We start from the raw sequence: 24,336 nt of genomic DNA, 5'->3' as shown, positions 1-24,336 counted from the left end.
ACCTATATCGCGTCGTTCCAGGTCCGGCCGTCACGCTCGATCAGCGCAATTGACTGGCTCGGACCCCAGGTGCCGGCGGTGTAGCCCTGAACCTGCTGCCCGGTTTCTTCCCAGGCCTTCAGGATCGGATCGACCCACTTCCATGCGGCCTCGACCTCGTCGCGGCGCACGAACAGCGTCTGGTTGTTGCGGATGACGTCGAAGAGCAGCCGCTCATAGGCGTCCGCATTGCGCACGGCGAAGGCTTCGGCAAAGCTCATGTCCAGCGAGACGCTGCGCAGGCGCATGCCGCCCGGGCCCGGGTCCTTGATCATCAGCGACTGCTTCACGCCTTCGTTCGGCTGTAGGCGGATGACCAGTTGGTTGGCCGAAATGCGGCCGGCATTGTTGTCGAAGATCGAATGCGGGATCTGCTTGAAGGTGATGACGATTTCCGACATGCGGCCGGCAAGGCGCTTGCCGGTGCGGATGTAGAAAGGCACGCCGGCCCAGCGCCAGTTGCTGACTTCCGCCTTGATCGCCACAAAGGTCTCGGTGTTCGAAACGCCGCCTTCGAGTTCTTCGAGGTAGCCCTTGACCGGGCCGCCGGCCGAAGCGCCGGCGCGGTACTGGCCGCGCACCGTCACCTGCTCGACATTCGACGAGGTGATCGGCTTCAGCGCGCGCAGAACCTTCAGCTTCTCGTCGCGCACCGCTTCGGCGTCCATCGAGGTCGGCGCTTCCATGGCGACGAAGCAGACGAGCTGCAGGATGTGGTTCTGCACCATGTCGCGCAGCGCGCCGGCCTTGTCGTAGTAGCCGGCACGATTTTCAAGCCCGACGGCTTCCGACACGGTGATCTGCACGTGGTCGATATGGGCCGAGTTCCACAGCGGCTCGTAGAGCGCGTTGGCAAAGCGCAGCGCCATCAGGTTCTGCACCGTCTCCTTGCCGAGATAGTGGTCGATGCGGAAGATCTGCTCTTCGCGGAAAACCTTGCCGATCGTGTCGTTGAGTTCGGTCGCAGAGGCGAGGTCGCGGCCGATCGGCTTTTCGACGACGATGCGGGTGTTCTTGGTGATCAGCTTGTGATCGCGGATGCGCTCGGAGATGTCGCCGAAGATCGCAGGGCCGACGGCGAGATAGAAGGCGCGGATGCGCTCCTTGCCCTCTTCGAGGATCTTCTTCAGCGAGTCCCAACCCTGGTCGGACTTGGCGTCGACGGAGACGTAGAACAGGCGTGCAGCGAACTTCGCGACTTCCTCTTCCTTGTACTCTTCCGCCTTCAGATGTTCCTTCAGAGCATCGACGGCGAACTTGCGATAGTCCTCATGGCTGAGTGCCGCGCGCGAGGCGCCGATGATGCGCGTCGGCTCGGTGATCTGGCCTTCCAACTGGCGGTGATAGAGCGCCGGCAACAGCTTGCGCTCCGCAAGATCGCCGGTGCCCCCGAACACCACATAGTCAAATGGTTCGACGGGGATGATCTGGCTGCTCATGGGATATCTCGATCTGTTCAGGTCAGGGGCACATATAATCTAATCGATTTAAAGGCGCTAGAGTGCGGCGCAATAAAATGCCGCCGCAAGCGTTTTTCAAAACCTGTCGCGTAATGCGTACCAGCTAAGCGCGAAGAAGAGAAGGGCGGAGCGGAACCGGGTTCCGCCCGGAAAAGCCGGGATTTTCAGAGCCTTCAAGAGGTCGAGCTCGGTGTCCTTGCCGAGCGCCAGGTCCGCATAGAGCTTGCCGCAATAGTTGGAGAGCATCACACCGTGGCCGGAATAGCCGCCGATCGAGGTGACGCCCGGCATGACCTCGCGACAAAAGGGGGTGCGCGGCATGGTGATACCGACGGAGCCGCCCCAGGCGTGGGTGATCTCGACATTGGCGAGCTGCGGGTAGATCTCGCTGATCTGCCGGCGGATATGGGTGGAGATGTCGCGCGGATTATCGGCCGTATAGGCTTCGCGGCCGCCGAACAGAAGCCGCCCATCCCGCGACTTCCGGAAGTAGCGCACGACGAAGCGCGAATCGTCGACCGATTCGCCGCCGGGAATGACATCAGGGTGGTCCGAAAGCACCGTCGTCGCGCCGATGAAGGAACGGATCGGCATGACGTGGCTGGCGCTCACCGGCTCCAGGTTGCCGACATAGGCATTGCAGGCGACGAGAACGCGGTCGGCGGTGATGGTGCCGCGGTCGGTGGCAATGACGATCGCGCCACCCTGGCGGTCGATTTTCAGGGCCTTGGTCTGCTCGAAAAGGTTGGCGCCGGCAAGCGCTGCCTGTTTCGCAAGGCCGACCAGCAGCTTCATCGGGTGGATATGGCCGGTGCCGGCATCGCGAATGCCGAAGTGGTAGTGGTTCGATCCGAGCCGGCTTGCTGTTTCCTCGCGCTCCATGAAAGTCAGATGCGGATAGCCGAAGCGCGCCGCCATCGCTTCGGCATGGTCGCGATAGTCTTTTTCGAGGCTTTGCTTGTGCCCGACCGAGAGCTGGCCTGGCACGAATTCGATGTCGATCCCGTTCCCGTTCGCGAAATCGAGCACGTAACGCTTGGCGTTCTCGGCCATGTCGAACAGTGCCTGCGCCCGTTCATGGCCGAGACTTTCTTCCGTGTCGTCCGCCCAGGCGCGTTGCCCGGTGCCGAACTGGCCGCCGTTGCGGCCCGAGGCGCCGTCGCCGAAGCGGCAGGCGTCGATCAGGGTGACGTCGACGCCTTGCTTGGCAAGGTTGTAAGCCGCCTGCAATCCCGTATAGCCGCCGCCCACGATCGCGACATTGGCTTTCCGCGATCCCGGCATGGCCGGATACTCCGGTCGATCCGGAACCGTCGCCTCATACCAGGAATAACCGGGCGAGATCGGGCTTTGCCAGGACATGGAGAACCTCTGAGGTCAGACGTTGAGAAGCAGGAATTCGCGTTCCCAGGGACTGATGACCTGCATGAAGGTCTCGAACTCGCCGCGTTTGACGCCGGCATAGATGGCGATGAACTCCGGGCTCAGCACCTCGGCCAGCGACGGTGCCGATTCCAGCAGGGCCACGGCTTCGAGCAGGCCGCGGGGCAGGTCGATCTCGCCCTCGTTGGCCGTGTCCTCGGTCGGCGCCGTCGGTTCGCGCTGTTCGATGATGCCGAGATAACCGCAGGCAAGCGAGGCCGCGAGCGCCAGATAGGGATTGGCATCTGAACTCGGCAGCCGGTTCTCGATACGCCGGGCGACCGGCTCCGACACCGGGATGCGGAAGGCGGTGGTGCGGTTGTCGTAGCCCCAGGCGGTGTTCACCGGCGCCGACATGTCGGGCGTCAGTCGGCGGAAGGAGTTCACATAGGGCGCCATCATCACAAGCGTGCGCGGCACATAGTGCTGCATGCCGCCAATGAAGTGGAAGAATTCCTTCGATGCGGAACCGTCCGGGTTGGAGAACAGGTTGCGGCCGGTGTTGATCTCGACCACCGACTGGTGAATGTGCATCGCCGAGCCCGGCTGGCCCTGCATGGGCTTCGCCATGAAGGTGGCGTAGATGCCGTGTTTCAGCGCCGCCTCGCGGATGGTGCGCTTGAACAGGAACACCTGGTCGGCCAGCTCGATCGGATCGCCATGGCGTAGGTTGATCTCCAGCTGCGCCGGCCCTTCTTCGTGGATCAGCGTATCGATCTCGAGACCCTGCTTCTCCGAGAAGTGGTAGATGTCGTCGATCAGTTCGTCGAATTCGTTGATGCCGGCGATCGAATAGCCCTGGCCGCCGAGAATCGAGCGACCGGAGCGGCCTTTCGGTGGATGCAGGGGATAATCCGGATCGTCATTGGTGGCGACGAGGTAGAATTCGATCTCGGGTGCTACGACCGGCTTCCAGCCTTTCTGCTTGTAGAGATCGACCACGCGCTTCAGCACGTTGCGCGGCGTGTAGCTGATCTGTTCGCCCTGCGAGCCGACGATGTCGCAGATCACCTGCGCCGTCGGGTCGGTCTCCCAGGGCACGACCGAAAGGGTCGAGAGATCGGGCACGAGCTTGATGTCGCTGTCGCGGGAATCGTAGCGGAACTGGCCGGTTTCGTCTGGATATTCGCCCGAGATCGTGTGGCGATAGACGGCGGACGGCAGCGCCAGCGAGGTATTGGAGGTGAACTTCGAGGTCGGCATCATCTTGCCGCGCGGAACGCCGGCAAGATCGGGCGTGATGCATTCGACGTCTTCGATGCCGCGGATCTTGAGCCAGTCCGTGGCTTCCTTCCAGGTCTTTACACCTCGGAGGGAGTGGAGGGCGGGAGGTATTTTCGAAGTTTTGCTGATTTTCGTTGTTTGTTGGGCAGCACTTCTCTTGGAGGGCATAAATCACCGGTTTTGGCTTCGGATAGCGCATCATAACCACAGATTGGCAATTGGCTAGATGGGCTTGATCATTGACTTTCTGCTTTGCCCCCGGAATGGAAGGACAAACGAGCGGAGTGTTTCGTGGCTGAAAAGACAGATGTGGTCATCATTGGCGCCGGTGCCGCCGGCATGATGTGCGCCATCGAGGCGGGCAAGCGCGGCCGCCGCGTGGCCGTGCTCGACCATGCCAAGGCGCCGGGCGAAAAGATCCGCATCTCCGGCGGCGGCCGCTGCAATTTCACGAACATCCATGCGGGACCGAAGAACTTCCTGTCGACCAACCCGCATTTTTGCAAGTCGGCGCTGGCGCGCTACACCCCGCGCGATTTCCTGGCTCTTGTCGAAAAGCATGGCATAGCCTGGCACGAAAAGACCCTCGGCCAACTCTTCTGCGACCATTCGGCGAAAGACATCATCAAGATGCTGCTTTCCGAAATGCGTGACGTGCATGCCGATCTTCGCCTCGAAACGACGATCGAGAGTGTCGAGCGCCATGGTGCCGGTTTTCGCGTGATGACGGGCGAGGGGCCGATCGATGCGCAGTCGCTGGTCGTTGCCAGCGGCGGCAAGTCGATCCCGAAGATGGGGGCGACCGGGCTTGCCTACCGGATCGCCGAGCAGTTCGGTCTCGGGCTCATAGAAACGCGGCCCGGTCTCGTGCCGCTGACGCTCGACCCGGCGCAGCTCGAAGCGATCGGGGAACTGGCCGGCGTTGCCGCAGATGCGGAAGCGCGGTCCGGCAAGACGGCGTTCCGCGAGGCGGTGCTGATCACCCATCGCGGCCTGAGCGGCCCTGCGATCCTGCAGATATCCTCCTATTGGCGCGAAGGGCAGGAGATCGTGCTCAGGCTGATGCCCGACATCGACATTGCCGCGATCCTGAAAGAAATCCGCCGCACCCACGGCAAACAGGCGGTGCAGACGGCGCTCGGCGATATCCTGCCGCGGCGGCTGGCACAGTTTTTCGCCGACGGCGCAAAGCTGACCGGGCGCCAGCTTGCCGACCTCTCGGATAAGGCCATCAATCAGCTTGCTACCTCGATCCAGGCCTGGACCATCAAGCCAGCCGGTTCGGAAGGCTACCGGACGGCCGAAGTTACGCTTGGCGGCGTCGATACCAACGGGCTCGACTCCAAGACGATGCAGGCCAAGGCGGTGCCGGGGCTCTATTTTATCGGTGAGTGCGTCGATGTGACCGGATGGCTCGGCGGCTACAATTTCCAATGGGCCTGGGCATCGGGCTTTGCGGCCGGCCAGGACGCCTGATCTCCCCGCTTTTGGCGGATCGAGCTTCAGTGATTGTTAATGTATCTCGCCGAACCTATATCCTTGTCGGCACAGCCGGCAGTTGGTGGATCGGATTGTCGCGTAAACGGAAATAACACTGTTTCTAATTTTTTGACTTTCTTCCGCCACGGCATGGCTGCAATATAACTGTGACAGGCAATGTGGGGTCATCCGGACCGAACGTTGCCGGTCAATGTGACAAGGACAGGATGCCATGAACCAAATCCGCCGCCGTCCCCGCGCCATCGCGATCGCCCGCACCGATGAAAGCCGTCAGCAGAAGGCCGTGCTCACGCGCCTCGCCTTGATTGCATTCTTTGCCGTTGCTGCCCTCGCAGCCCTCCCGGCTCTTTGGTTCTGAGTTCAGGGGATCGGCCCTGAGCGGCCGTCTCTCGGGCGCATTTGACGCGTCCGCGCACGCCTACGGATTTTCTGTCGCGGGCGGAACGCGCTTATACAAATTTTAATCGTTCAAAACAGATAGTGTGACGATGTGAGTTTCGTCAGGTTCACGTTGCCGAGGAGTGGCGCCGTGGATCCGCAATGATTGCCGACGGACTGGCGGTGTGCGCCGCATGATTTTTCGAAAAACATCAGCCTGTTTGCGCATCGGGTGGCTCTCGATCGTTCGCACATTCACGCCTTGTCGTTGAGTGCGAAGACGTAGTGAGCCGTCGGGGGAGGCGAATGCGAGCTGCGAGCCAAGGTGTTTTCCATGTTCATCGATAGAATTCTTGCCCGCTTCAAGATCCAGACGAAGGTGCTGTTTTTCATCCTGCCCTTCGTCGTCAGCATCTGTGCCGTCGGTATCACCGGCCTCTATGCATCCGGCCTGCTTCAGGGACGCATGGAGATTTCCAACAGCGTGTTGCAGACCTTGAGCGGCTTCAAGGATGTCTATGCGGGCATGAACGCCTTCCTGCATTCGACAACCGAAGAAACACGTGATGCCGTGCAGTCGACGATCTCGGCGCAGAAGGACGTGCTCGCCGATACCGCTGCACAGGTTGCCGGCCAGAACGGCCAGGACGAATTGAAGGCGGCGATCGCGGCGACCAGCGACATCGAGGCCCGCATTGGCGGCCTTTGGACGCTGCACGTTGGCGAGCAGGACTTGCGCACGGCAATGAGCTCGAACCTCGACGCCTTGCTGATCGAGCGCGCCAAGATCAATGAAGAGTCGAACCGCCTGCAATACGCCGTTCGCAAGAGCGAGAACGCCGCCAAGACCATGCTGCGCGAAGCCGAAAAGCTGATGCGCGCAAGCCGCTTCTTCAACGAGTTCGGCACCGAAGTGAGCAAGGCGATCACCGTCGAGGAGAAGCTGAAGGCGGTCAAGGAACGCTTCCCGATGATCGGCCGCACCGAGCGTGACATCTTCCGCCTGCTGCCGAAGGACGAGAAGTCGCTCACCGAGACCATCACCTCGGCTTCGAGCGAGATCGGCTCGATCCTGAAGGCGCCCGCCGGACCGGAAACGCTTGCCGGCATTTCCAAATATGTCGACCGCTTCCGCACTGCGAGCTTCCGCCTGGAAGCGGCTTCCGTCGGCAAGATGCGCGACGCCACGCGGATTTTCGCCGAACTCGACGAACAGATCGTCACGACGGAATCGGTTCTGACCGCTACCCGCAGGCTGTCGTCGTCGATCACCGATATCCAGATTTCCGCCGCCACCTTCATGGGGCAGACGAACGAGGGCAATCGCCAGAAGCTGCTCGACAAGTCGCTCGCCGTTCAGCAGAACATGGCGACGCTTCGCGGTGTCGCAAGCGACGGCGCATCCTTCGACAAGATCGCCGACACGCTGATGCCGATCCTGACCGCGATGAAGAAAGATGCCGCAGCGCTTGTCGAAATCACGGTCAAGCGCACCGCGGACTTCGACGCCGCCGGACAATCGATCAACCAGATCTGGACCGATCTCACCGAATTTGCCGAACAGCAGAAGGTTGCCGCCGGGACCGAGCGCAACGAGGCGAACCAGATCTCGGTTGCCGCCACCGTTGCCGGCGTCGTCATCGCGCTTCTGGCCGGCATCGCGCTGACGCTGACGCTGAAGAAGCCGATCGGTCAGATCACCGCGGCGATGCGTCGTCTCGCCGATGGCCGCCTCGACACGACGATCGATGGCGACGGTCGCCGCGACGAAATCGGCGACATGGCTCGTGCGCTCGGCGTGTTCAAGGAGAACGCGCTCTCCAAGGTCCGCATCGAAGCGGAAAGCGAGGAGCAGCGCAGCCGCGCCGAAATCGAGCGTAGCCGCAACGACCAGGAAAAGCGCGAGCTCGATCGCCAGATCGATCTCGCCGTCAGCGAGCTTGCCGCTGGCCTCGGCCGCCTGGCCCAGGGCGACCTGTCGCGCCAGATCGACGTGCCGTTCCATGGTCGCCTCGAACAGCTTCGCCAGGACTTCAACGGTTCGCTGATCCGCCTGCAGGACACGCTCGCCCAGATCCGCGCCAATGCGCAGGCGATCCAGGAGAGCGGCTCCAGCATGCACCATGCGGCAGACTCGCTGTCGAAGCGCACGGAGGCCCAGGCCGCCTCCCTCGAAGAGACGGCGGCCGCCGTCGACCAGATCACCGTCACCGTCCGTTCCTCGGCCGAGCGTGCCGGCGAAGCCAACCATGCGGTGATCCAGACGAAACGCAGCGCCGATAGCTCGGCGACCGTCGTCACCAACGCGATCGCCGCCATGGGACGCATCGAGGAGGCCTCGCGCCAGATCGAGCAAATCATCGAAGTGATCGACGACATCGCCTTCCAGACCAACCTCCTGGCGCTGAACGCCGGCATCGAGGCGGCACGGGCGGGTGAAGCCGGAAAGGGCTTTGCCGTCGTCGCCCAGGAAGTGCGTGAACTGGCCCAGCGCTCGGCGGAAGCTGCGCGCGAGATCAAGGGCTTGATCAACAAGTCGACCAACGAGGTCAATGCCGGCTCGCACCTGGTCAAGGAAACCGGCGAAGTGCTGGCCTCGATCAGCGCCCAGATCGTCACGGTCAGCCAGCACGTCGAGATGATCGCGACTGCCAGCCGCGACCAGGCCGTGGCGCTCAACGAGGTCAACGGCTCAGTCAACCAGATGGACCAGATGACGCAGCAGAACGCTTCGATGGTGGAAGAGGCGACGGCGACGAGCCGCGCGCTCTCAAACCAGGCCGACACGCTGATGATGCTGGTCGAGCAGTTCCGGCTGGAGCCGGCGGCGGAAGACTACGACAACTACCGGGCGGCCTGAGGCGTGCGGTAGACGGTTTCGCTGGCGGCAGGCAACGCCGCCAGCCGAAAGTACGGCAACCGGTGCCGTGCGATATAACAAGGGCAGGGGCTAACATTGCACCGCGTGGCCGCAGGGCTTCGCGGTGCTTTTTTTATCGGCGTAGAGGCTGCTCTTGCGTCGCTTGGTGACCGCGGCCGCGAGTGTTGTGAAGGCCCGACGTAGAAGGCCGGGCGGTTTCGGATCGAAATCCTCGTCCCAGCGGCGCGTTTTCAGGGCCATGTCGGCGATGTAGACCATTGCCATCATTTCCATAGTGATGCTCCTTAGTTGATGGGCATCACTTCTTTTATGCAGCAAAACTAGTTTTACATACATCGGATACCGCTCTATGTTTTTCACCGATGAAAGACATGGATTGGGATATCTATCGCTGTTTCATGAGCGTGGCGCGCGCTGGTGGGCTCACCGGAGCGGCGCAGGCGCTCGGCTCCAGCCCGGCGACCGTTGGCCGGCGGATGCTGGAACTCGAGGAGCGCACGGGCCGCGCGCTGTTTCTGCGCAGCCAGACCGGCTACCAGCTTACCGGCGATGGTGAACTGCTGTTCGAGCAGCTTCAGGAAATGGAATCGGCGGCGCGCCGGGTCGAGAGCTGGCGGCAGGAAGGCGAGGGCGTAACGGTCCGCATCACCGTCGGTACCTGGATCGCCTGGCTGCTGGCGGAGAACTTTCCGGCGCTCTGCACCGAAAGGGACGGCTTCAGTCTGGCGATCACGGTCGGCGAAACACGCGCCAGCCTCGCCTATCGCGAGACCGATATCGGCATCCGCGCCTTCGAGCCCGAGGAGGCCTATCTGGCGGCGAGTCCGGTCGGCGACGTCGCCTATGCCGCCTATCGTCAAAAGAACGCGCCGTCGGGCGCGAGCGCGCGTTGGGTGGCCGTCGGCGAGGAGGAGGCGATCTCCGCCTATCTGCGCTGGCCGCACGAGCAGGTGAAAGGGGGCTGGGAGGGGCGGATCGTCGCCACGGTCACACGGCCGCGCTCGCTGCTCGATCTCGCCCGCGCCGGCGCCGGCTGTGCGGTGCTTCCCTGTTTCGTCGGCGATCTCGATCCGATGCTGGAGCGCGCCGGCGAGGAGATCCCGGCGCTCCGGCACCGGCAATGGATCGTCATGAACAATGAGGATCGGCACCGCAAGGAAATACGAACGGTTGTCGACCGCATGACCAGGCTGTTGCGTAGTCACGTGGACATCTTTGCCGGAAAGCGACCGCGCCGCAGCTGAGGCGGAGCAAGGACTGAACCCTGCTGCTGGGAACGCTACCGCCGTGGTCTTTTCTGTATATGGGTCAGCGCATCAGCAGCTTGACGAGTGCCGCCTGCGAGTTGACCCGGGTCTTGGCGTAGATGCTTTTGAGCTGCGTCCGGATCGTCTCATAGCTGACGCCGTTGGCCTGCGACATTTCCTTCAGCGTCAGGCCGGCGGCGATACCGCAGGCGATGCGGATTTCGGCGGGGGTCAGACCATAATTGTCCTTCAGATGGTCGTGCCTGAGATCGCCGAGCAGCGACGTCGCAGGCTCGACCAGAACCGCCACAGTCGGTCCGTCGAGAAGTTCGGTAAAGATGCTGGCGCTTCGCCGCACCAAGGTAATGCGGAAGGCGCCGTGCTCCGCGGTCCTGACGACACGCAGTTGCGGCTGTGCCGGTGCGCCGACCGGCGAGGCCAGAAGCTCGAGCGCCGCATTGGTTTCCGGTTCGTCCATGAACAGGCGGCCGTTGACCGCGACCCGGAACGGTGAGCCGTTCGCCGCCATTCGCTCGGCATTGTGGTTCATCGAGCGGATGCGCAGATTGCCGCCCACATAAATCACGCCGACGCCGATCGTATCGAGCAGGGTCCGGCCCTCATGCTGCTCGGCCATCATCAGGTCGCGCCGCCGCAGGAAGTCGAAGGCGCGCTTCAGGTGAGGCGCGAGAAGCGTGTATTGATCGGCCGCCTGCTGGTTGAGTTCCGCGTTCGTCGACGAGGTGCAGGTCGACACGAGCAGGGTCCGCGTCGGGCTGCGCACGATGGTCACGCCGACGGTGGTCTCGCTGCCGGTCTGGCGCTTCAGCCAGTCATTGTAGAATTCCGATTTCATCAGCTCCGAGCGCGAGACGATATGCTCGCCGGAGAGACCGCGGCCCACCGGCACGAGAACCGATTTCGGTATCCAGGGATTGATCGCCGCGAAGTGATCGTTGAACTGGTCGATGGCATCAGAGGTAAAGCCGGAGACATAGGGCACGCACGACGCTGGCGCTGTGAGGTCATGATAGTGGAGCGCAGAGCATCCATCGGGCATGGTCGTCGTCAGCCGGTCGAGAAAATCCTGCCAGCCGCAATCGCCAAAGGCGGCGCCGTAGATCAGCTCCGTCAGTTCGGCGGTATCTGCAGGCTTCGTCGAGCGATACATGCGTGCCTTTGCCTAAGACAGGTATGCCTAATATAGTCAGGCATCACGGGTTCGATCAACCTGAAATAGCGGTGACAAGCATTCGTTGCGTGCGCTGCCATCCTGACAACGCAGAATAGCCGGCAAAGAGCCGGCTATTCCAATTTCTCCCACTTTCAACCGGTTTCGGTGAAATCAACTTTTGGTTGCTTTCACGCTCGCGGCCACAGCTGTGCGGCGGAGCACTAGCGGCGACAGCAGGATCGCCGCGAACAGCGTTGTGGCGAGCATCATGGCCGGCCCTGGGTGACGATAACCGGGATCAGCAGGTCGCCCCAGTTGCCTTCGCCGCCGTGGTGGCGGGCGGAGCGCACGAGCTCGACCGAAACGCCGGCATCGACGGCCTTCATGACGGACTGGTTGAGGCGGTGCAGGTCGTTGGCGACCATGCGGATTGCCGCCTGCTGGTCCGGGGTCATCGCCGAAGACTGTTCCTCGGCCCGTTCCTTGACGCGTGTCTGGACTGTCATTGGACTTCTCCTTGAGGTTCGAGGCTGGAGGTGCTTGCGGTTTTCCGCCCGCATCCATTTCACTTGCGAGGGGTCGGCAGGAGCGCAGCGGGCAGGGATTGCCACGCTCCCGCCGGGCTTTCACTCTGCGGCCGGGCGGAACTGATCGTGCTCGGTCGATTCCTTCATGGCTGTTGTCGAGGACTGGCCGCCGGTGATCGCCATCGAGACGGCGTCGAAGTAGCCGGTGCCGACTTCGCGTTGATGCTTGGTCGCGGTGTAGCCGTTGACCTCGGCGGCGAATTCCGCCTCCTGCAGCTCCGAATAGGCGGCCATCTGCCGTGCCTTGTAGCCGCGCGCCAGTTCGAACATGCCGAAGTTCAGCTGGTGGAAGCCGGCAAGCGTGATGAACTGGAACTTGTAGCCCATTGCGCCCAGCTCTCGCTGGAACTTGGCGATCGTCGCGTCGTCGAGGTTCTTTTTCCAGTTGAACGACGGCGAGCAATTGTAGGCGAGCAGTTTGCCCGGATGCGCCTTGTGCACGCCCTCTGCGAACTTGCGGGCCTGTTCCAGGTCCGGCTTGGAGGTCTCACACCAGATCAGGTCGCAATGCGGCGCATAGGCGATGGCGCGGGCAATGCAGGGCTCAAGCCCGTTCTTCACCTGGTAGAAGCCTTCGACCGTGCGGCCGGCATCGTAGTCGACGAAGGGGCGATCGCGCTCGTCGATGTCGGAGGTGAGCAACTTTGCCGCTTCCGCATCGGTGCGGGCGATGACCAGCGTCGGCGTGCCCATGACGTCGGCGGCAAGCCGTGCCGCGTTCAGGTTGCGGATATGGGCTGCCGTCGGGATCAGCACCTTGCCGCCGAGATGGCCGCACTTCTTTTCCGAAGCAAGCTGGTCCTCGTAGTGGACGCCGGCAGCGCCCGCCTCGATGAAGGCCTTCATGATCTCGAAGGCGTTGAGCGGGCCGCCGAAACCGGCTTCGGCATCGGCGACGATCGGTGCGAACCAGGTGTCAACCGAAAGGCCCTTGCCTTCTGAGGTCTCGATCTGGTCGGCGCGCTGCAGCGTGCGATTGATGCGCTTGGCAAGCTCAGGCGCGGCATTGGCCGGATAAAGCGACTGGTCCGGATACATGGCCGAAGCGGTGTTGGCATCGGCTGCGACCTGCCAGCCGGAGAGGTAGATCGCCTTCAGGCCGGCGCGCACCATCTGCATGGCCTGGTTGCCCGAAAGTGCGCCGAGCGCGTTGACGAAGTCGTCTTCGTGAATGAGTTTCCACAAGCGGTTCGCGCCCATTTCGGCCAGCGAATAGCGGATCTCGACCGACCCGCGCAGCCGCTTCACGGTCTCTGCGGTATAGGGGCGATCGACGCCATCAAAGCGGCCTTGCGGTGCGCTGGGAACGAGCTTGTAAAAATCAGTCATTACTTCCTCCTGTCAAAATCAAACACCCATTCGACTTTTGTCGTATGGCGACTTGTGTTTCGAGTTCATGTGACAGTTCTTACATTGCGCTGCAGTATTCGGCTATTGGAAACGGTGGTTTGCAGAGATCAAAAGGGTTATCTTGTCTTGCCTTTGACGGGGCGGCGAAGTAAATTTGTAAAAAATGTAAAGCGCCCTGCGTTGAGCGGATTGTAAAGGTAGTTACAAATGGCCGAGAACAAGATCTTTGCCGGCCCGCGGGTCAGGCGCATTCGTAACGGCCTGTCGCTGACGCAGACGGCCATGGCCGAGGCCCTCGGTATCTCGCCGTCCTATCTCAATCTGATCGAGCGCAACCAGCGGCCGCTGACGGTGCAGCTGCTTTTGAAGCTTGCCTCGGTCTACAAGGTCGACCTCGACGAGTTGCAGGGCGAAACCGGCGGCAGCCTCACGCAATTGCGCGAGGTTTTCGCCGATCCGCTGCTGTCGGCCGAGCTGCCGGGAGAGCAGGAGCTGATCGAGGTGGCGGAAGCGGCCCCCAATGCTGCCGGCGGCGTCGTCAAGCTCTATCGCGCCTATCGCGAGCAGGCAGCGCGCCTCAAGGACTTGGCTGACCTCCTGGCGGGGCAGGGGCACATGGAGGCGCTTTCGGGCACACGGTTGCCGATGGACGAGGTACGCGAGACCTTCGAGGGGCGGCCGAATTATTTTGCCGGCATCGAGGCGGCGGCGGAAGCCTTCCACGAGGCGCTCTCGCCGGGTGATGATCTCATCGGCGCGCTCAAGGCCTGGCTGAAGAAGGAGCATGGCCACGTCGTGCGCAGCCTGCCGGTCCATGCCATGCCGAACCTGCGCCGTCGCTTCGACAGGCACTCCATGCGTCTCTTCGTTTCCGAGCGGCTGTCGCCCTACGACCAGTTGCGCGAGATCGCGATGGAGGCCGTGTCGATTGCCTGCCACGAGGCGATCACGGCCGAGCTTGGGGCGTTACGGCTTTCGACCGCGGAGGCACGCCGTATCGCTCGCTTCGAGCTGGCGCGCTATGGCGCGCATGCGCTGATGATGCCCTATGCTGCGTTCCTAGCCGCCGCACAACGGGCGAAGTACGACATCGATGTCCTGCGCGCCCGTTTCCAGGTCTCCTTCGAACAGGCGGCCAACCGGCTGACCATGCTGCAACGGCCGGGCGCCCAAGGGCTGCCATTCTTCCTGATGGAGATCGACAATGCCGGCCACCGCTTGCGGAGGGCGGGCGCATCGGGCTTCCCTCAGGCAAAGTTCGGCGGTGGCTGTCCCAAGCTCAACATCCATGCCGCCTTCTCAGTGCCGGGCCAGCTTCTGGTCGATCGTGTCGAGATGCCCGACGGCGCTGCGTTCTTGACCATCGCACGCACGCTGGAGGGTCCGCAGGCGGCGTTCCACGAGCGCGTCCGGCGCACAGCCCTGCTTCTAGGCTGCGAAGCTTCGTTTGCCGACGAGACCGTCTACGGTTCGGTGCTGCTGCCGGCGGTCGAAATCGGTGCCGGCTGTCGGCTCTGCGAGCGCCAGGGCTGCCTGGCGCGTGCCGAGCCGCCCGTTACCCGGCCGCTCGGACTTGATGAGATGGCGACCGGGCTCAGCGTTTTCGATTTTCAGTAGCTGACGGGGTGCTGGTTGGGCAGAAGCGGCGCATTCGCGGCAAAGCATTCCGCCGGTAGCCCGGTAGTATAGCCGCGGGTGATATGGGCCGTGTCCGCATAGGCCTTGTTGCGCATCAGGACCGCGTGCAGCTCCGGTAGATTGTAGAACGGCACACCGGGATACAGATGGTGCTCCAGGTGGTAGTTGATGTTGTGGGGCGCGAAGAACAGCTTCTCCCAGGCGTGCGGATAGACGGTGCGTGAGCTCGTCAGTTCGTCGCTATAGTCCATGCTGCCGAAATGCTCGGCGACGCTGCGTATATAAAGGAACAGGCAGAAGAAGGTGAGGAACGGCACCACCCAGTAGAGCGCCACTTCCCGCCAGATGCCGAAGAGCGTGAAGATCGCGGCGGCTGCGACGTAGAAGCCGACGCGCAGCAGCTTGTACTGCAGCGTTGAACGGTCGTTCTTGCCCATGCGTTTGGCCATATGCAGCATGTCGCGCAGCGAATTGACCGCGACGAGGTAACCGAGCAATTGCGTGACGCCGCGCGCAACCTTTTGCGGAAAGGTGAATTGCGGCATGCCGAGCTTCGCTGTCCAGTCCGGATCCTCGTCGCTATTGGCGTACTGATGGTGGGCGAGATGGTTTTGGCGGTAGCCATCGACCGTGGCCAGCACCGGCCATGCGAGCAGCAGGTCGCTCATCCAGTCGCTGAGTTTCCGGTTGCGGATGATGCGATAGTGCGCCGCCTCGTGGATCATGCAGCCGAGCGCATGCATGCGTCCGGCGATCAGCACCACGGCAATCAGGTAGACGAAGACATTGCCGAAATACTCGCTGACGGCGATGGCTGCTGCGATCATCGCCCAGTCGAATGCGATTGCCGCAAGGGCCTTTTGCGGCTCGAGCACCGACAGGCGCTTCAACTGCTTCGGATCGATCCTGCGGCTTTTCCCGCCGACGATCTGCTCACCCATGACGACACCTGAGATCCTGAACCGCAACTGTCGGGAAAATCGCATGGCGATCATGGTTAATCAATCGTAAATGGCGGTCCGTACAGAGGCGGCAAAGCTATGGTTAACGGTGCCGCCGCGGCCGGGTCGAAGGCGACAGGCTGAAAGCAAGGCGCCATAAGTGCCCGTTTTTCTTCGACTTGTGAAACTGATGAGCCCACAGGGCGGCGCTTCTTATCGGCACGAAAGCGCTTGAGGTTATCGAGAAAGATGCCTAACCTCCGGCCTGAACGAAGCGGATTGGACGGTGTCCCGGCGTGCCGGGCCCGATACGAAAAAACCAAGAGGGGAGTTGTATGTCCAAGCTCATCGTCACAACCCTGGCGGCAGCCGTTCTGGCCGGCTCGACCATGCTGGCCTCGGCGCAGGAGCGCGTGGTCAACGTCTACAACTGGTCGGACTATATCGACAGCAGCATTCTGGAAGATTTCACCAAGGAGACCGGCATCAAGGTCGTCTACGACGTCTTCGATTCCAACGAGATCCTGGAGACGAAGCTGCTTGCAGGTGGCTCCGGCTACGACGTGGTGGTGCCGACGGCAACCTTCCTGCAGAGGCAGATCGCCGCGGGCGTGTTCCAGAAGCTCGACAAGTCGAAGCTGCCGAACCTTTCCAATATGTGGGACGTGATCATGGAGCGTACGGCCAAGTACGATCCGGGCAACGACTATGCCATCGACTACATGTGGGGCACCACCGGCATCGGCTACAATGTCGACAAGATGAAGGCGATCCTCGGCACGGACGAGAAGCCCAACTGGGACGTCATCTTCAAGCCGGAACTGGCGGCGAAGTTCAAGGATTGCGGCATCCACATCCTCGATTCCCCGACCGACGTGATGCCTTCGGCGCTCGCCTATCTCGGCCTCAACCCGGATAGCCACGAGGCGGCCGATCTCGAAAAGGCGGCTGAGCTGCTGGCGAGCATCCGCCCCAATGTGCGCAAGTTCCATTCCTCGGAATACATCAACGCGCTCGCCAACGGCGACATCTGCCTTGCAATCGGCTTTTCCGGCGACGTCTTCCAGGCCCGCGACCGTGCGGCCGAAGCCAAGGCTGGTGTGACCGTCGACTACGCGATCCCGTCCCAGGGCGCGCAGATGTGGTTCGATATGCTTGCGATCCCGGCTGATGCACCGCACGTCGAGGAGGCGCACGCCTTCCTCAATTACATGATGAAGCCCGAGGTCGTCGCCAAGGCATCGAACTATGTCTTCTACGCCAACGGCAACAAGGCCTCGCAGCAGTTCCTCGACAAGGCCGTCATGGAAGATACCGCCATCTACCCGACGGAAGAGGTGATGCAGAAACTGTTCACGGTGACGCCCTTCGAGGCGAAAGAGCAGAGGGTATTGACCCGACTCTGGACAAAGGTCGTAACCGGCCAGTAAGAGCGGAAAACGAATTGCCCGGACCTCAAAATCCGGGCAATTTTCTTAAGGGGGCACCGGGGAAAACGAGAGTGCCCATCGGCTGTATCATTCGGGGATAGATGATGAAGTCTCTCGGCAGTATCCGGCGGTCCTTTGCCCCTTGGGCGGATCCCGCTTCCAAGCCATTCATTTCCTTTAAGAACGTGACCAAGCGGTTCGGCGATTTCACCGCCGTCGACGACCTTTCGCTGGATATTTATACGCGCGAGTTCTTTGCGCTGCTCGGTGCGTCCGGCTGCGGAAAGTCGACGCTTCTGCGCATGCTCGCCGGCTTCGAACAGCCGACGTCGGGCGAGATCATTCTCGACGGACAGAGCCTGGCCGGGATTCCGCCCTACAGGCGTCCGGTCAACATGATGTTCCAGTCCTACGCGCTCTTCCCGCATATGAACGTGGAGAGGAACATCGCCTTCGGCCTGAAGCAGGATGGCATGCCGAAGGCGGATATTGCCGAGCGCGTCGCCCAGATGTTGAAGCTGGTGAAGCTCGAAAAGTTCTCCCAGCGCAAGCCGCACCAGCTTTCGGGCGGTCAGCGCCAGCGTGTCGCGCTTGCCCGCTCACTTGCCAAGCGGCCGAAGGTGCTGCTCCTCGACGAACCGCTCGGCGCGCTCGATAAGAAGCTGCGCGAGGAGACCCAATTCGAACTGATGGATCTGCAGCAGGAACTCGGTCTCACCTTCGTCGTCGTCACCCACGACCAGGAAGAGGCAATGACCATGGCCGACCGCATCGCGGTGATGAGCCACGGCAAGGTCATTCAGGTGGCGACGCCTGCCGAAATCTACGAGGCGCCGAACTCCCGTTTCGTCGCGGACTTCATCGGCGACGTCAACATTTTCGAGGGCGCTGTTTCCGGCGCCGAGGGCGGCTATGTGCGCCTTGAGGGCACCAACGGTTTCCCGATCCGCATGGCATCGCCCGAGACGCCGGCTGCCGGCGGCAAGTCCGCCGTCGCCGTCCGCCCGGAAAAGATCCGCGTCAGCCGCCAGCCGCCGGCGCACGCGCCCGTCAACACCGTTCAGGGCGAAATCTGGGACATCGGTTATCTCGGTGACATGACCGTCTTCCACGTGCGCCTGAAGGACGGACGCGTGATCAAGGCCTCGTCGCTCAACGCGGTGCGCGCGGTCGAGGATCCGCTCGGCTACGACCAGGAGGTCTGGGTTTCCTTCGGCGAAGACGCCGGCGTCGTTCTGAAGGATTGAGGCCATGACCCGTGTCGCATCCGCCCTCTTCAGCCGCCTCGTCATCATCATCCCCTATGCCTGGCTGCTGTTCTTCTTCCTGATCCCCTTCTTCATCGTCTTCCGCATCTCGCTGTCGCAGACGGCGGTGGCCATGCCACCCTATACGCCGGTCTTCGATCTCTTCGGCGGCCTGTCCGGCATCCTTGAAAAGGCGCGGGAATTCTCCTTTGACAACTACGTCTGGCTGACGGAAGACGTCCTCTACTTCAACGCCTATGTGTCGAGCGTCATCATCGCGGGCGTCTCGACCGTGCTGACGCTGCTGATCGCCTATCCGGTTGCCTACGGTATGGCGAAAGCGCCGAAGACCATTCGCCCGACGCTGCTGATGCTGGTGATCCTGCCCTTCTGGACGAGCTTCCTGATCCGCGTCTACGCCTGGATCGCGATCCTCAAACCCGAGGGGCTGCTCAACCAGTTCCTGATGAGCATCAACGTCATCGACCAGCCGCTGATCATCCTCAACACCAATTGGGCGATCTATATCGGCATCGTCTATTCCTATCTGCCCTTCATGGTGCTGCCGATCTATTCGTCGCTTGAGAAGATGGATCACACCCTGACGGAGGCCGCGCTCGACCTCGGCTGCACGCCGTTTACCGCCTTCTGGCGCGTGACATTCCCGCTGTCGCTGGCGGGCGTCGTCGCCGGCTGCCTGCTGGTCTTCATCCCAGCCGTCGGCGAATTCGTTATCCCCGACCTGCTTGGCGGTTCGGAAACACTGATGATCGGTAAGACGCTCTGGAACGAGTTCAACGCCAACCGCGACTGGCCGGTCTCTTCGGCCGTGGCGACGATCCTGCTTTTGATCCTGGTGTTGCCGATCGTCTACTTCCAGAACGCCCAGGCCAAAGCCGACAGCGAGGGGAGGTAGGACATGGGCAACTGGTCACGCTTCAACATCGCCTCGATCGTGCTCGGCTTCGGCTTTCTCTACCTGCCGATCGTGCTTCTGGTGATCTTCTCCTTCAACGAATCGAAGCTCGTCACCGTCTGGGCGGGCTTTTCGACCAAGTGGTACACGCAGCTCTTGCATAACCAGGCGCTGCTCGATGCTGCCTGGGTGACGATTCGCGTCGCGCTGATCTCGGCGACCTTCGCCACCGTGCTCGGTACGCTCGCGGCTTTGGCGCTCGTCCGCTACACGCGCTTCCGTGGCCGCATGCTGTTTTCCGGCATGGTTTATGCACCGCTCGTCATGCCCGAGGTGATCACCGGCCTGTCGCTGCTGTTGTTGTTCGTTGCCATCGGTCTCGACCGCGGCTTCTGGACGATCACGCTGGCGCACATCACCTTCACCATGTGCTTCGTTGCCGTGGTGGTGCAGTCGCGGTTGCTCAGCTTCGACCGGTCGATCGAAGAGGCAGCCCTCGATCTCGGCGCCACGCCGGTCACGACCTTCTTCTCGATCACCCTTCCGGTCATCGCGCCCGCGGTGTTTTCCGGCTGGGTTCTCGCCTTCACGCTGTCGCTGGACGATCTGGTGATCTCGAGTTTCACCACGGGACCGGGCGCCACGACGCTGCCGATGAAGATCTACAGTCAGGTGCGGCTGGGCGTGACGCCGGAAATCAACGCGATCTGCACCATCCTCATCGGTGTCGTCGCCATCGGGGTGGTCGTTGCCTCGATCGTCACCAAGCAGCGCGAGGCGCAGCGCGAACGGGACGAGCGGGCGGCCTTCGCCCAGTCCTGAACGGTGCGAATTCGAGACTAGCGTGACGCGGCTTGTCCGCCACGAACCGACGGCTGGTGTCTCTGACGCCGGCCGTTTTCAGTTGGGTTCGCCAAGAACCGACAGGGGGGAGATCACTGCATTCGGCCAGGAACCGCCGACGAAGAAACGCAGCCTTTGCCCGGCATTCAATGTGTCGGTGTAGGTGCCTGCGAGCGCCAGGCTGCCGCTGCGGTAGGGAATGACGCCGTTGACCGAGAGATTGCCGGTCTGGCCGGCAAAGAGCGCTCGGTTCAGCCGCGCCGACCCTTCCCCGAAGCTGGCTTCGATATCCGCCGTCTGGAAGGCGAAGTTGCCATCGCTCGCCTGCGCCAGCGAAAAGAATTCGCCGGCCCGGACAAGGTTCGCAAAGGCATTTGCATCGAAGCCGGTGAGGTTGCCGTTGGCGAGCGAAAGCCTGATGCGGCCGGAAGCCTCGGCCACCTGCGCGCGCCAGAACGGGTGTTCCGTCGTAAGGTCCAGATTGACATTGCCCCGGCCGGTCGGAACCGGGCCGGTGAAACCGAAGTCAGCAAGGGCGGCAGCAAGGTCGGCATTCTTCAGCACCAGTTCCAGACGGCCACCGCCGGCCAGCCCCTCTTCCGAAGCGGCGAGCCGCCCGCTGAGCCGGCCGTTGGCATAGGTGCTGTCGGCGACGTCGATGGAGGCGCGCCCGTGATCGATGATGACGCCGGCGGCGAGATCTTCGAGCCGTAGCGGGCCTACCAGTGCCTCCTGCGCCGACAGCCGCACATCGGCACGCCAGCTGCGCGCGAACGCGTCGCCGAGTTGTTGTGTGAGTTCGTCCGGCTCCAGCGGGTCGATGAACGGCTGCAGCCCATTGAGATCGATGCGGTCGAAGGCGAGCGTGCCTTCGACGCGGTGGATATCGTCGATCGGCGTGGAGATGTCGAGGATGCCGGTCGCGTTGGCACCGCCGAGCGTCAGTTGAAGCTCGTCGAGCTTCAGCGAGGCCTTACCGCTGGTGACGTTGGCGCTGAGGCTGAAGCCGCTGTCCGGCAATGCGCCCGCCGCCTTGCCTTTGTACCAGGCGGCAAGGGCCTGCAGCGAGGCCGTCGAAACCTGCAGCCGTCCCGCGGCAGTCGGTGCAGGGGAGAGATTGCCGTTGCCTTCGAACGAGAGACTGAGCGCCGCCGAGGATAGCGACGTCTTGAGCGCCGCATCGTGGCCGGTCAGCAGCATCAGCGGTTCGTTGCATTCGAGCGTCCAGGCGACCGTCTGTCCGCCAAGGCTTCCCGAAAGCCGGGCGCTGAGCTGCTTGGTGAACGAAGGCCAGGAGACGGTTCCGGATATGCCGGAAAATTCCCGGGTCTGGTTGGTGACGAGGTCGATGATCTGCAGGCGGCCGTTTTCGACGGTGACATCGCCGAACGGCGTATCCTTCTCGGCAGCCTGTGTGTCCGGGGTACTCAGCCAGTGCGGCCGCTGCCAGTTGAGTGTGCCGTCCGTGTGCCGCTCGAGCGTGACGACGGGCTCGATCAGCCGGATATCGTCCAGCGCCGGTGTGCCGTCGATCGCTGAAAACAGGCTGAACGTCGCGGTAATGCTGCCGATATGCGCGAGCTTGCGGGACGATCCATCCGTAGTTTCGATCGTCGCCGAGCGGAGCGTCAAAGTCGGTTCCGGCCAGAAGCTGATCTCGGGATTGCCCGATATTCGGCTCTTTCCGCCGGACCAGGCGTCCAGCATATGCTCCACGGTCGGACGCACGTTCGTCGTCGAAATCACCAGAGGCAGGACGGCGTTGTAGCCGGCTGCAAGCCCGACGCCGATCGCGGCCGGCCACAGGAAATGGCGGCGCCGCAGCTGCGACAACAGGCGTACGTCGCGCATCATATGCAGAAATTTACGTCTCATGTCCGCCTGGTCGCCGTCGCTTGGGTCACGTGAGCTTGGATAGGCCTTCGGTCCTCAGAAATCAAATGCGACGGACAGGCAACAGACAGGTAAATGTCGTCCACGCGATGACGAGGCGCTTTCCGGTGCTGTTTATTTTGCGATGCAGCATGGTATAGAGGGCATGGAGCAGGAGTGGAGGAAAGCATGCACGCAGAGCAGCCGTTGTGGGTTCCAGGTCCGGAAATCCTTGCGCATAGCCCCATGGCCGAATTCATCGCCTGGAGCAGCAAACGCTTCGGCAGAACCTTTGCGGATTACGATGCCTTCGACGCCTGGTCGGTGGCCGAGCGCGGCGACTTCTGGACCGCGGTTTGGGAGCACTGCGGCGTCATCGGCGAACGCGGCGCAACAGCCCTCGTCAACGGCGACCGCATGCTCGATGCTCGCTTCTTCCCCGACGCGAAGCTGAACTTTGCCGAGAACCTTCTTCGCGAAACCGGCGACGGCGACGCGCTCGTCTTCCGCGGTGAAGACAAGGTCGAGTATCGCCTGTCGTGGGACGAGCTTCGCGCGCTCGTGTCGCGCCTGCAGCAGGCGCTGAAGGCTCAGGGTATCGGCCCCGGCGATCGCGTTGCGGCTATGATGCCGAACATGCCCGAAACGATCGCGTTGATGCTGGCGACCGCCTCGATCGGCGCGATCTGGTCGTCCTGTTCTCCCGATTTCGGCGAGCAGGGCGTCCTCGATCGTTTCGGCCAGATTACGCCGAAGCTGTTCATTGCCTGCGACGGCTATTGGTACAACGGCAAGGGCCAGGACGTCGATGTGAAGGTTCGCGCGGTCTCCAAGGCCCTTGGCGTGCCGGCGCTGATCGTTCCCTATGCCGGCGACAGCGCGGCGCTGGCGGCCTCGATCGAGGGTGGCGCAACCCTTGCCGATTTCATCGCGCCGTTTGCGGCAACAACCCTGACCTTCGAACGCTTGCCCTTCAGCCATCCGCTCTACGTGCTGTTTTCCTCGGGCACGACGGGCGTTCCCAAATGCATCGTGCATTCGGCCGGTGGCACGCTGCTGCAGCATCTGAAGGAGCATCGTTTCCACTGCGGCCTTCGCCGCGGCGAAAAGCTCTTCTATTTCACCACCTGCGGCTGGATGATGTGGAATTGGCTGGTTTCCGGATTGGCCGTCGGCGCGACCCTCTGCCTGTTCGACGGCTCGCCCTTCTATCCCGACGGCAACGTGCTCTTCGACTATGCCGCAGCCGAGACGTTCGCGGTGTTCGGCACCTCGGCGAAGTACATCGACGCCGTGCGCAAGGGCGGCTTCGTACCGGCCAACACGCATGATCTTTCCACCCTTCGGCTGTTGACCTCGACCGGTTCGCCGCTGTCGCCGGAAGGCTTCTCCTTCGTCTACGAAGGCATCAAGTCTGACGTTCAGCTTGCGTCGATCTCGGGCGGGACCGACATTGTTTCCTGCTTCGTCCTCGGCAACCCGCTGAAGCCCGTCTGGCGCGGCGAGATCCAGGGGCCGGGTCTTGGCTTGGCGATCGACGTCTGGAACGACGAGGGGCAATCGGTGCGCGGTGAGAAGGGGGAACTCGTTTGCACCAAGGCATTCCCGTCGATGCCGGTGATGTTCTGGAACGATCCCGAGGGCGCCAAGTATCGCGCCGCCTATTTCGAGCGCTTTGACAATGTCTGGTGCCATGGCGACTTCGCCGAATGGACCGAACACGGCGGTATCATCATCCACGGCCGGTCGGACGCGACGCTGAATCCCGGTGGGGTGCGCATCGGCACGGCAGAGATCTACAATCAGGTCGAGCAGATGGAGGAGGTCGCAGAGGCGCTCTGCATCGGGCAGGACTGGGAAGACGACGTGCGCGTCGTTCTCTTCGTTCGTCTCGCCGCCGGCGTCGCCCTGACCGACGACCTGACGAAGGCGATCAAGAACCGCATCCGCGTCGGCGCCTCGCCGCGCCACGTGCCGGCAAAGGTGATCGCGGTCGCCGATATCCCGCGCACGAAGTCCGGCAAGATCGTCGAACTCGCGGTCCGCGATGTCGTGCACGGCCGTCCGGTGAAGAACAAGGAGGCGCTCGCCAACCCCGAGGCGCTTGATCTTTACGCCGGACTGGATGCCCTTAAAAATTGAGGGCGCGTTAACGGATTCGCGTGATTGGAATTAACCAAGGCTTCA

The 24,336-nt window shown here is 62.4% G+C and carries 19 protein-coding genes; 10 read left to right on the top strand and 9 right to left on the bottom strand.

Annotated features, from left to right (window positions below; translation table 11 throughout):
- Positions 1-2: 2 nt before the first annotated feature.
- The 3 genes from zwf to BLU15_RS08110 form a co-directional block, all read right to left on the bottom strand.
- Complete coding sequence (gene zwf, locus BLU15_RS08120; protein ID WP_060516507.1) at positions 3-1,478, bottom strand: glucose-6-phosphate dehydrogenase; 1,476 nt, start codon at positions 1,476-1,478, stop codon at positions 3-5.
- A gap of 96 nt (positions 1,479-1,574) precedes the next feature.
- On the bottom strand, positions 1,575-2,861 hold the full coding sequence (locus BLU15_RS08115) for an NAD(P)/FAD-dependent oxidoreductase (protein ID WP_090294947.1): 1,287 nt from the start codon (positions 2,859-2,861) through the stop codon (positions 1,575-1,577).
- A 15-nt stretch (positions 2,862-2,876) separates the two neighbouring features.
- Complete coding sequence (locus BLU15_RS08110; protein ID WP_034800800.1) at positions 2,877-4,313, bottom strand: glutamine synthetase family protein; 1,437 nt, start codon at positions 4,311-4,313, stop codon at positions 2,877-2,879.
- 123 nt (positions 4,314-4,436) lie between these two features.
- Between BLU15_RS08110 and BLU15_RS08105 the strand changes: the two genes are divergently transcribed.
- The 3 genes from BLU15_RS08105 to BLU15_RS08100 all read left to right on the top strand — a co-directional run bounded on the left by BLU15_RS08105 (position 4,437) and on the right by BLU15_RS08100 (position 8,883).
- On the top strand, positions 4,437-5,621 hold the full coding sequence (locus BLU15_RS08105; protein ID WP_090294945.1) for a BaiN/RdsA family NAD(P)/FAD-dependent oxidoreductase: 1,185 nt from the start codon (positions 4,437-4,439) through the stop codon (positions 5,619-5,621).
- Positions 5,622-5,856: 235 nt separating this feature from the next.
- Entirely contained in the window at positions 5,857-6,003 is a 147-nt protein-coding gene (locus tag BLU15_RS39480) for a hypothetical protein (protein WP_089044690.1), read from the top strand.
- Between the two features lie 354 nt (positions 6,004-6,357).
- The gene (locus BLU15_RS08100) at positions 6,358-8,883 is read left to right on the top strand and encodes a methyl-accepting chemotaxis protein (RefSeq protein ID WP_034800805.1); all 2,526 of its coding nucleotides are present in this window, start codon (positions 6,358-6,360) and stop codon (positions 8,881-8,883) included.
- Between the two features lie 90 nt (positions 8,884-8,973).
- On the opposite strand, the gene BLU15_RS08095 is transcribed toward BLU15_RS08100, so the two are convergent.
- Positions 8,974-9,177, bottom strand: a complete 204-nt coding sequence (locus tag BLU15_RS08095) for a hypothetical protein (protein WP_090294944.1) — start codon at positions 9,175-9,177, stop codon at positions 8,974-8,976.
- Positions 9,178-9,266: 89 nt separating this feature from the next.
- Between BLU15_RS08095 and BLU15_RS08090 the strand changes: the two genes are divergently transcribed.
- Positions 9,267-10,148 carry a LysR family transcriptional regulator gene (locus tag BLU15_RS08090; RefSeq protein ID WP_060583999.1) on the top strand — a complete coding sequence of 294 codons (882 nt, stop codon included), beginning with the start codon at positions 9,267-9,269 and terminating at the stop codon, positions 10,146-10,148.
- Positions 10,149-10,212: 64 nt separating this feature from the next.
- Here BLU15_RS08090 and BLU15_RS08085 read toward each other — a convergent pair whose 3' ends face one another.
- From BLU15_RS08085 to aceA, 3 genes are all read right to left on the bottom strand, one after another.
- A complete protein-coding gene (locus BLU15_RS08085; protein ID WP_060516497.1) occupies positions 10,213-11,322 on the bottom strand; it encodes a helix-turn-helix transcriptional regulator in 1,110 nt (369 codons plus the stop codon).
- Positions 11,323-11,591: 269 nt separating this feature from the next.
- Positions 11,592-11,831, bottom strand: coding sequence for an SMc00767 family acetate metabolism repressor (locus BLU15_RS08080; protein ID WP_034800815.1), 240 nt, complete (start codon positions 11,829-11,831; stop codon positions 11,592-11,594).
- A 120-nt stretch (positions 11,832-11,951) separates the two neighbouring features.
- Entirely contained in the window at positions 11,952-13,241 is a 1,290-nt protein-coding gene (aceA, locus tag BLU15_RS08075) for an isocitrate lyase (RefSeq protein ID WP_034800818.1), read from the bottom strand.
- 228 nt (positions 13,242-13,469) lie between these two features.
- Between aceA and BLU15_RS08070 the strand changes: the two genes are divergently transcribed.
- Entirely contained in the window at positions 13,470-14,879 is a 1,410-nt protein-coding gene (locus BLU15_RS08070; protein ID WP_090294942.1) for a helix-turn-helix domain-containing protein, read from the top strand.
- Here the strand turns inward: BLU15_RS08070 and BLU15_RS08065 are convergent.
- Entirely contained in the window at positions 14,873-15,841 is a 969-nt protein-coding gene (locus tag BLU15_RS08065) for a fatty acid desaturase family protein (protein WP_176960279.1), read from the bottom strand. The genes BLU15_RS08070 and BLU15_RS08065 overlap by 7 nt on opposite strands.
- Before the next feature lie 335 nt (positions 15,842-16,176).
- On the opposite strand from BLU15_RS08065, the gene BLU15_RS08060 reads away from it, so the two are divergent.
- From BLU15_RS08060 to BLU15_RS08045, 4 genes are all read left to right on the top strand, one after another.
- Positions 16,177-17,271: a polyamine ABC transporter substrate-binding protein gene (locus BLU15_RS08060; RefSeq protein ID WP_034800823.1), complete on the top strand. Its 1,095-nt coding sequence runs from the start codon at positions 16,177-16,179 to the stop codon at positions 17,269-17,271.
- Between the two features lie 104 nt (positions 17,272-17,375).
- Entirely contained in the window at positions 17,376-18,518 is a 1,143-nt protein-coding gene (locus BLU15_RS08055) for an ABC transporter ATP-binding protein (RefSeq protein ID WP_176960278.1), read from the top strand.
- A gap of 4 nt (positions 18,519-18,522) precedes the next feature.
- Positions 18,523-19,434 carry an ABC transporter permease subunit gene (locus tag BLU15_RS08050; RefSeq protein WP_034800826.1) on the top strand — a complete coding sequence of 304 codons (912 nt, stop codon included), beginning with the start codon at positions 18,523-18,525 and terminating at the stop codon, positions 19,432-19,434.
- Between the two features lie 3 nt (positions 19,435-19,437).
- Entirely contained in the window at positions 19,438-20,256 is an 819-nt protein-coding gene (locus tag BLU15_RS08045; RefSeq protein ID WP_090294938.1) for an ABC transporter permease subunit, read from the top strand.
- A gap of 78 nt (positions 20,257-20,334) precedes the next feature.
- On the opposite strand, the gene BLU15_RS08040 is transcribed toward BLU15_RS08045, so the two are convergent.
- Positions 20,335-22,152, bottom strand: a complete 1,818-nt coding sequence (locus BLU15_RS08040) for an AsmA family protein (RefSeq protein WP_090294936.1) — start codon at positions 22,150-22,152, stop codon at positions 20,335-20,337.
- A 186-nt stretch (positions 22,153-22,338) separates the two neighbouring features.
- Between BLU15_RS08040 and BLU15_RS08035 the strand changes: the two genes are divergently transcribed.
- The gene (locus BLU15_RS08035) at positions 22,339-24,291 is read left to right on the top strand and encodes an acetoacetate--CoA ligase (RefSeq protein ID WP_090294935.1); all 1,953 of its coding nucleotides are present in this window, start codon (positions 22,339-22,341) and stop codon (positions 24,289-24,291) included.
- Positions 24,292-24,336 lie beyond the last annotated feature (45 nt).

The sequence above is a fragment of the Ensifer sp. YR511 genome (genome assembly GCF_900103045.1).
Classification (GTDB): Bacteria; Pseudomonadota; Alphaproteobacteria; order Rhizobiales; family Rhizobiaceae; genus Ensifer; species Ensifer adhaerens.
The sequence above is the reverse complement of the archived record's forward strand: the minus strand, read 5'-3'. Positions and strand labels throughout refer to the sequence as shown.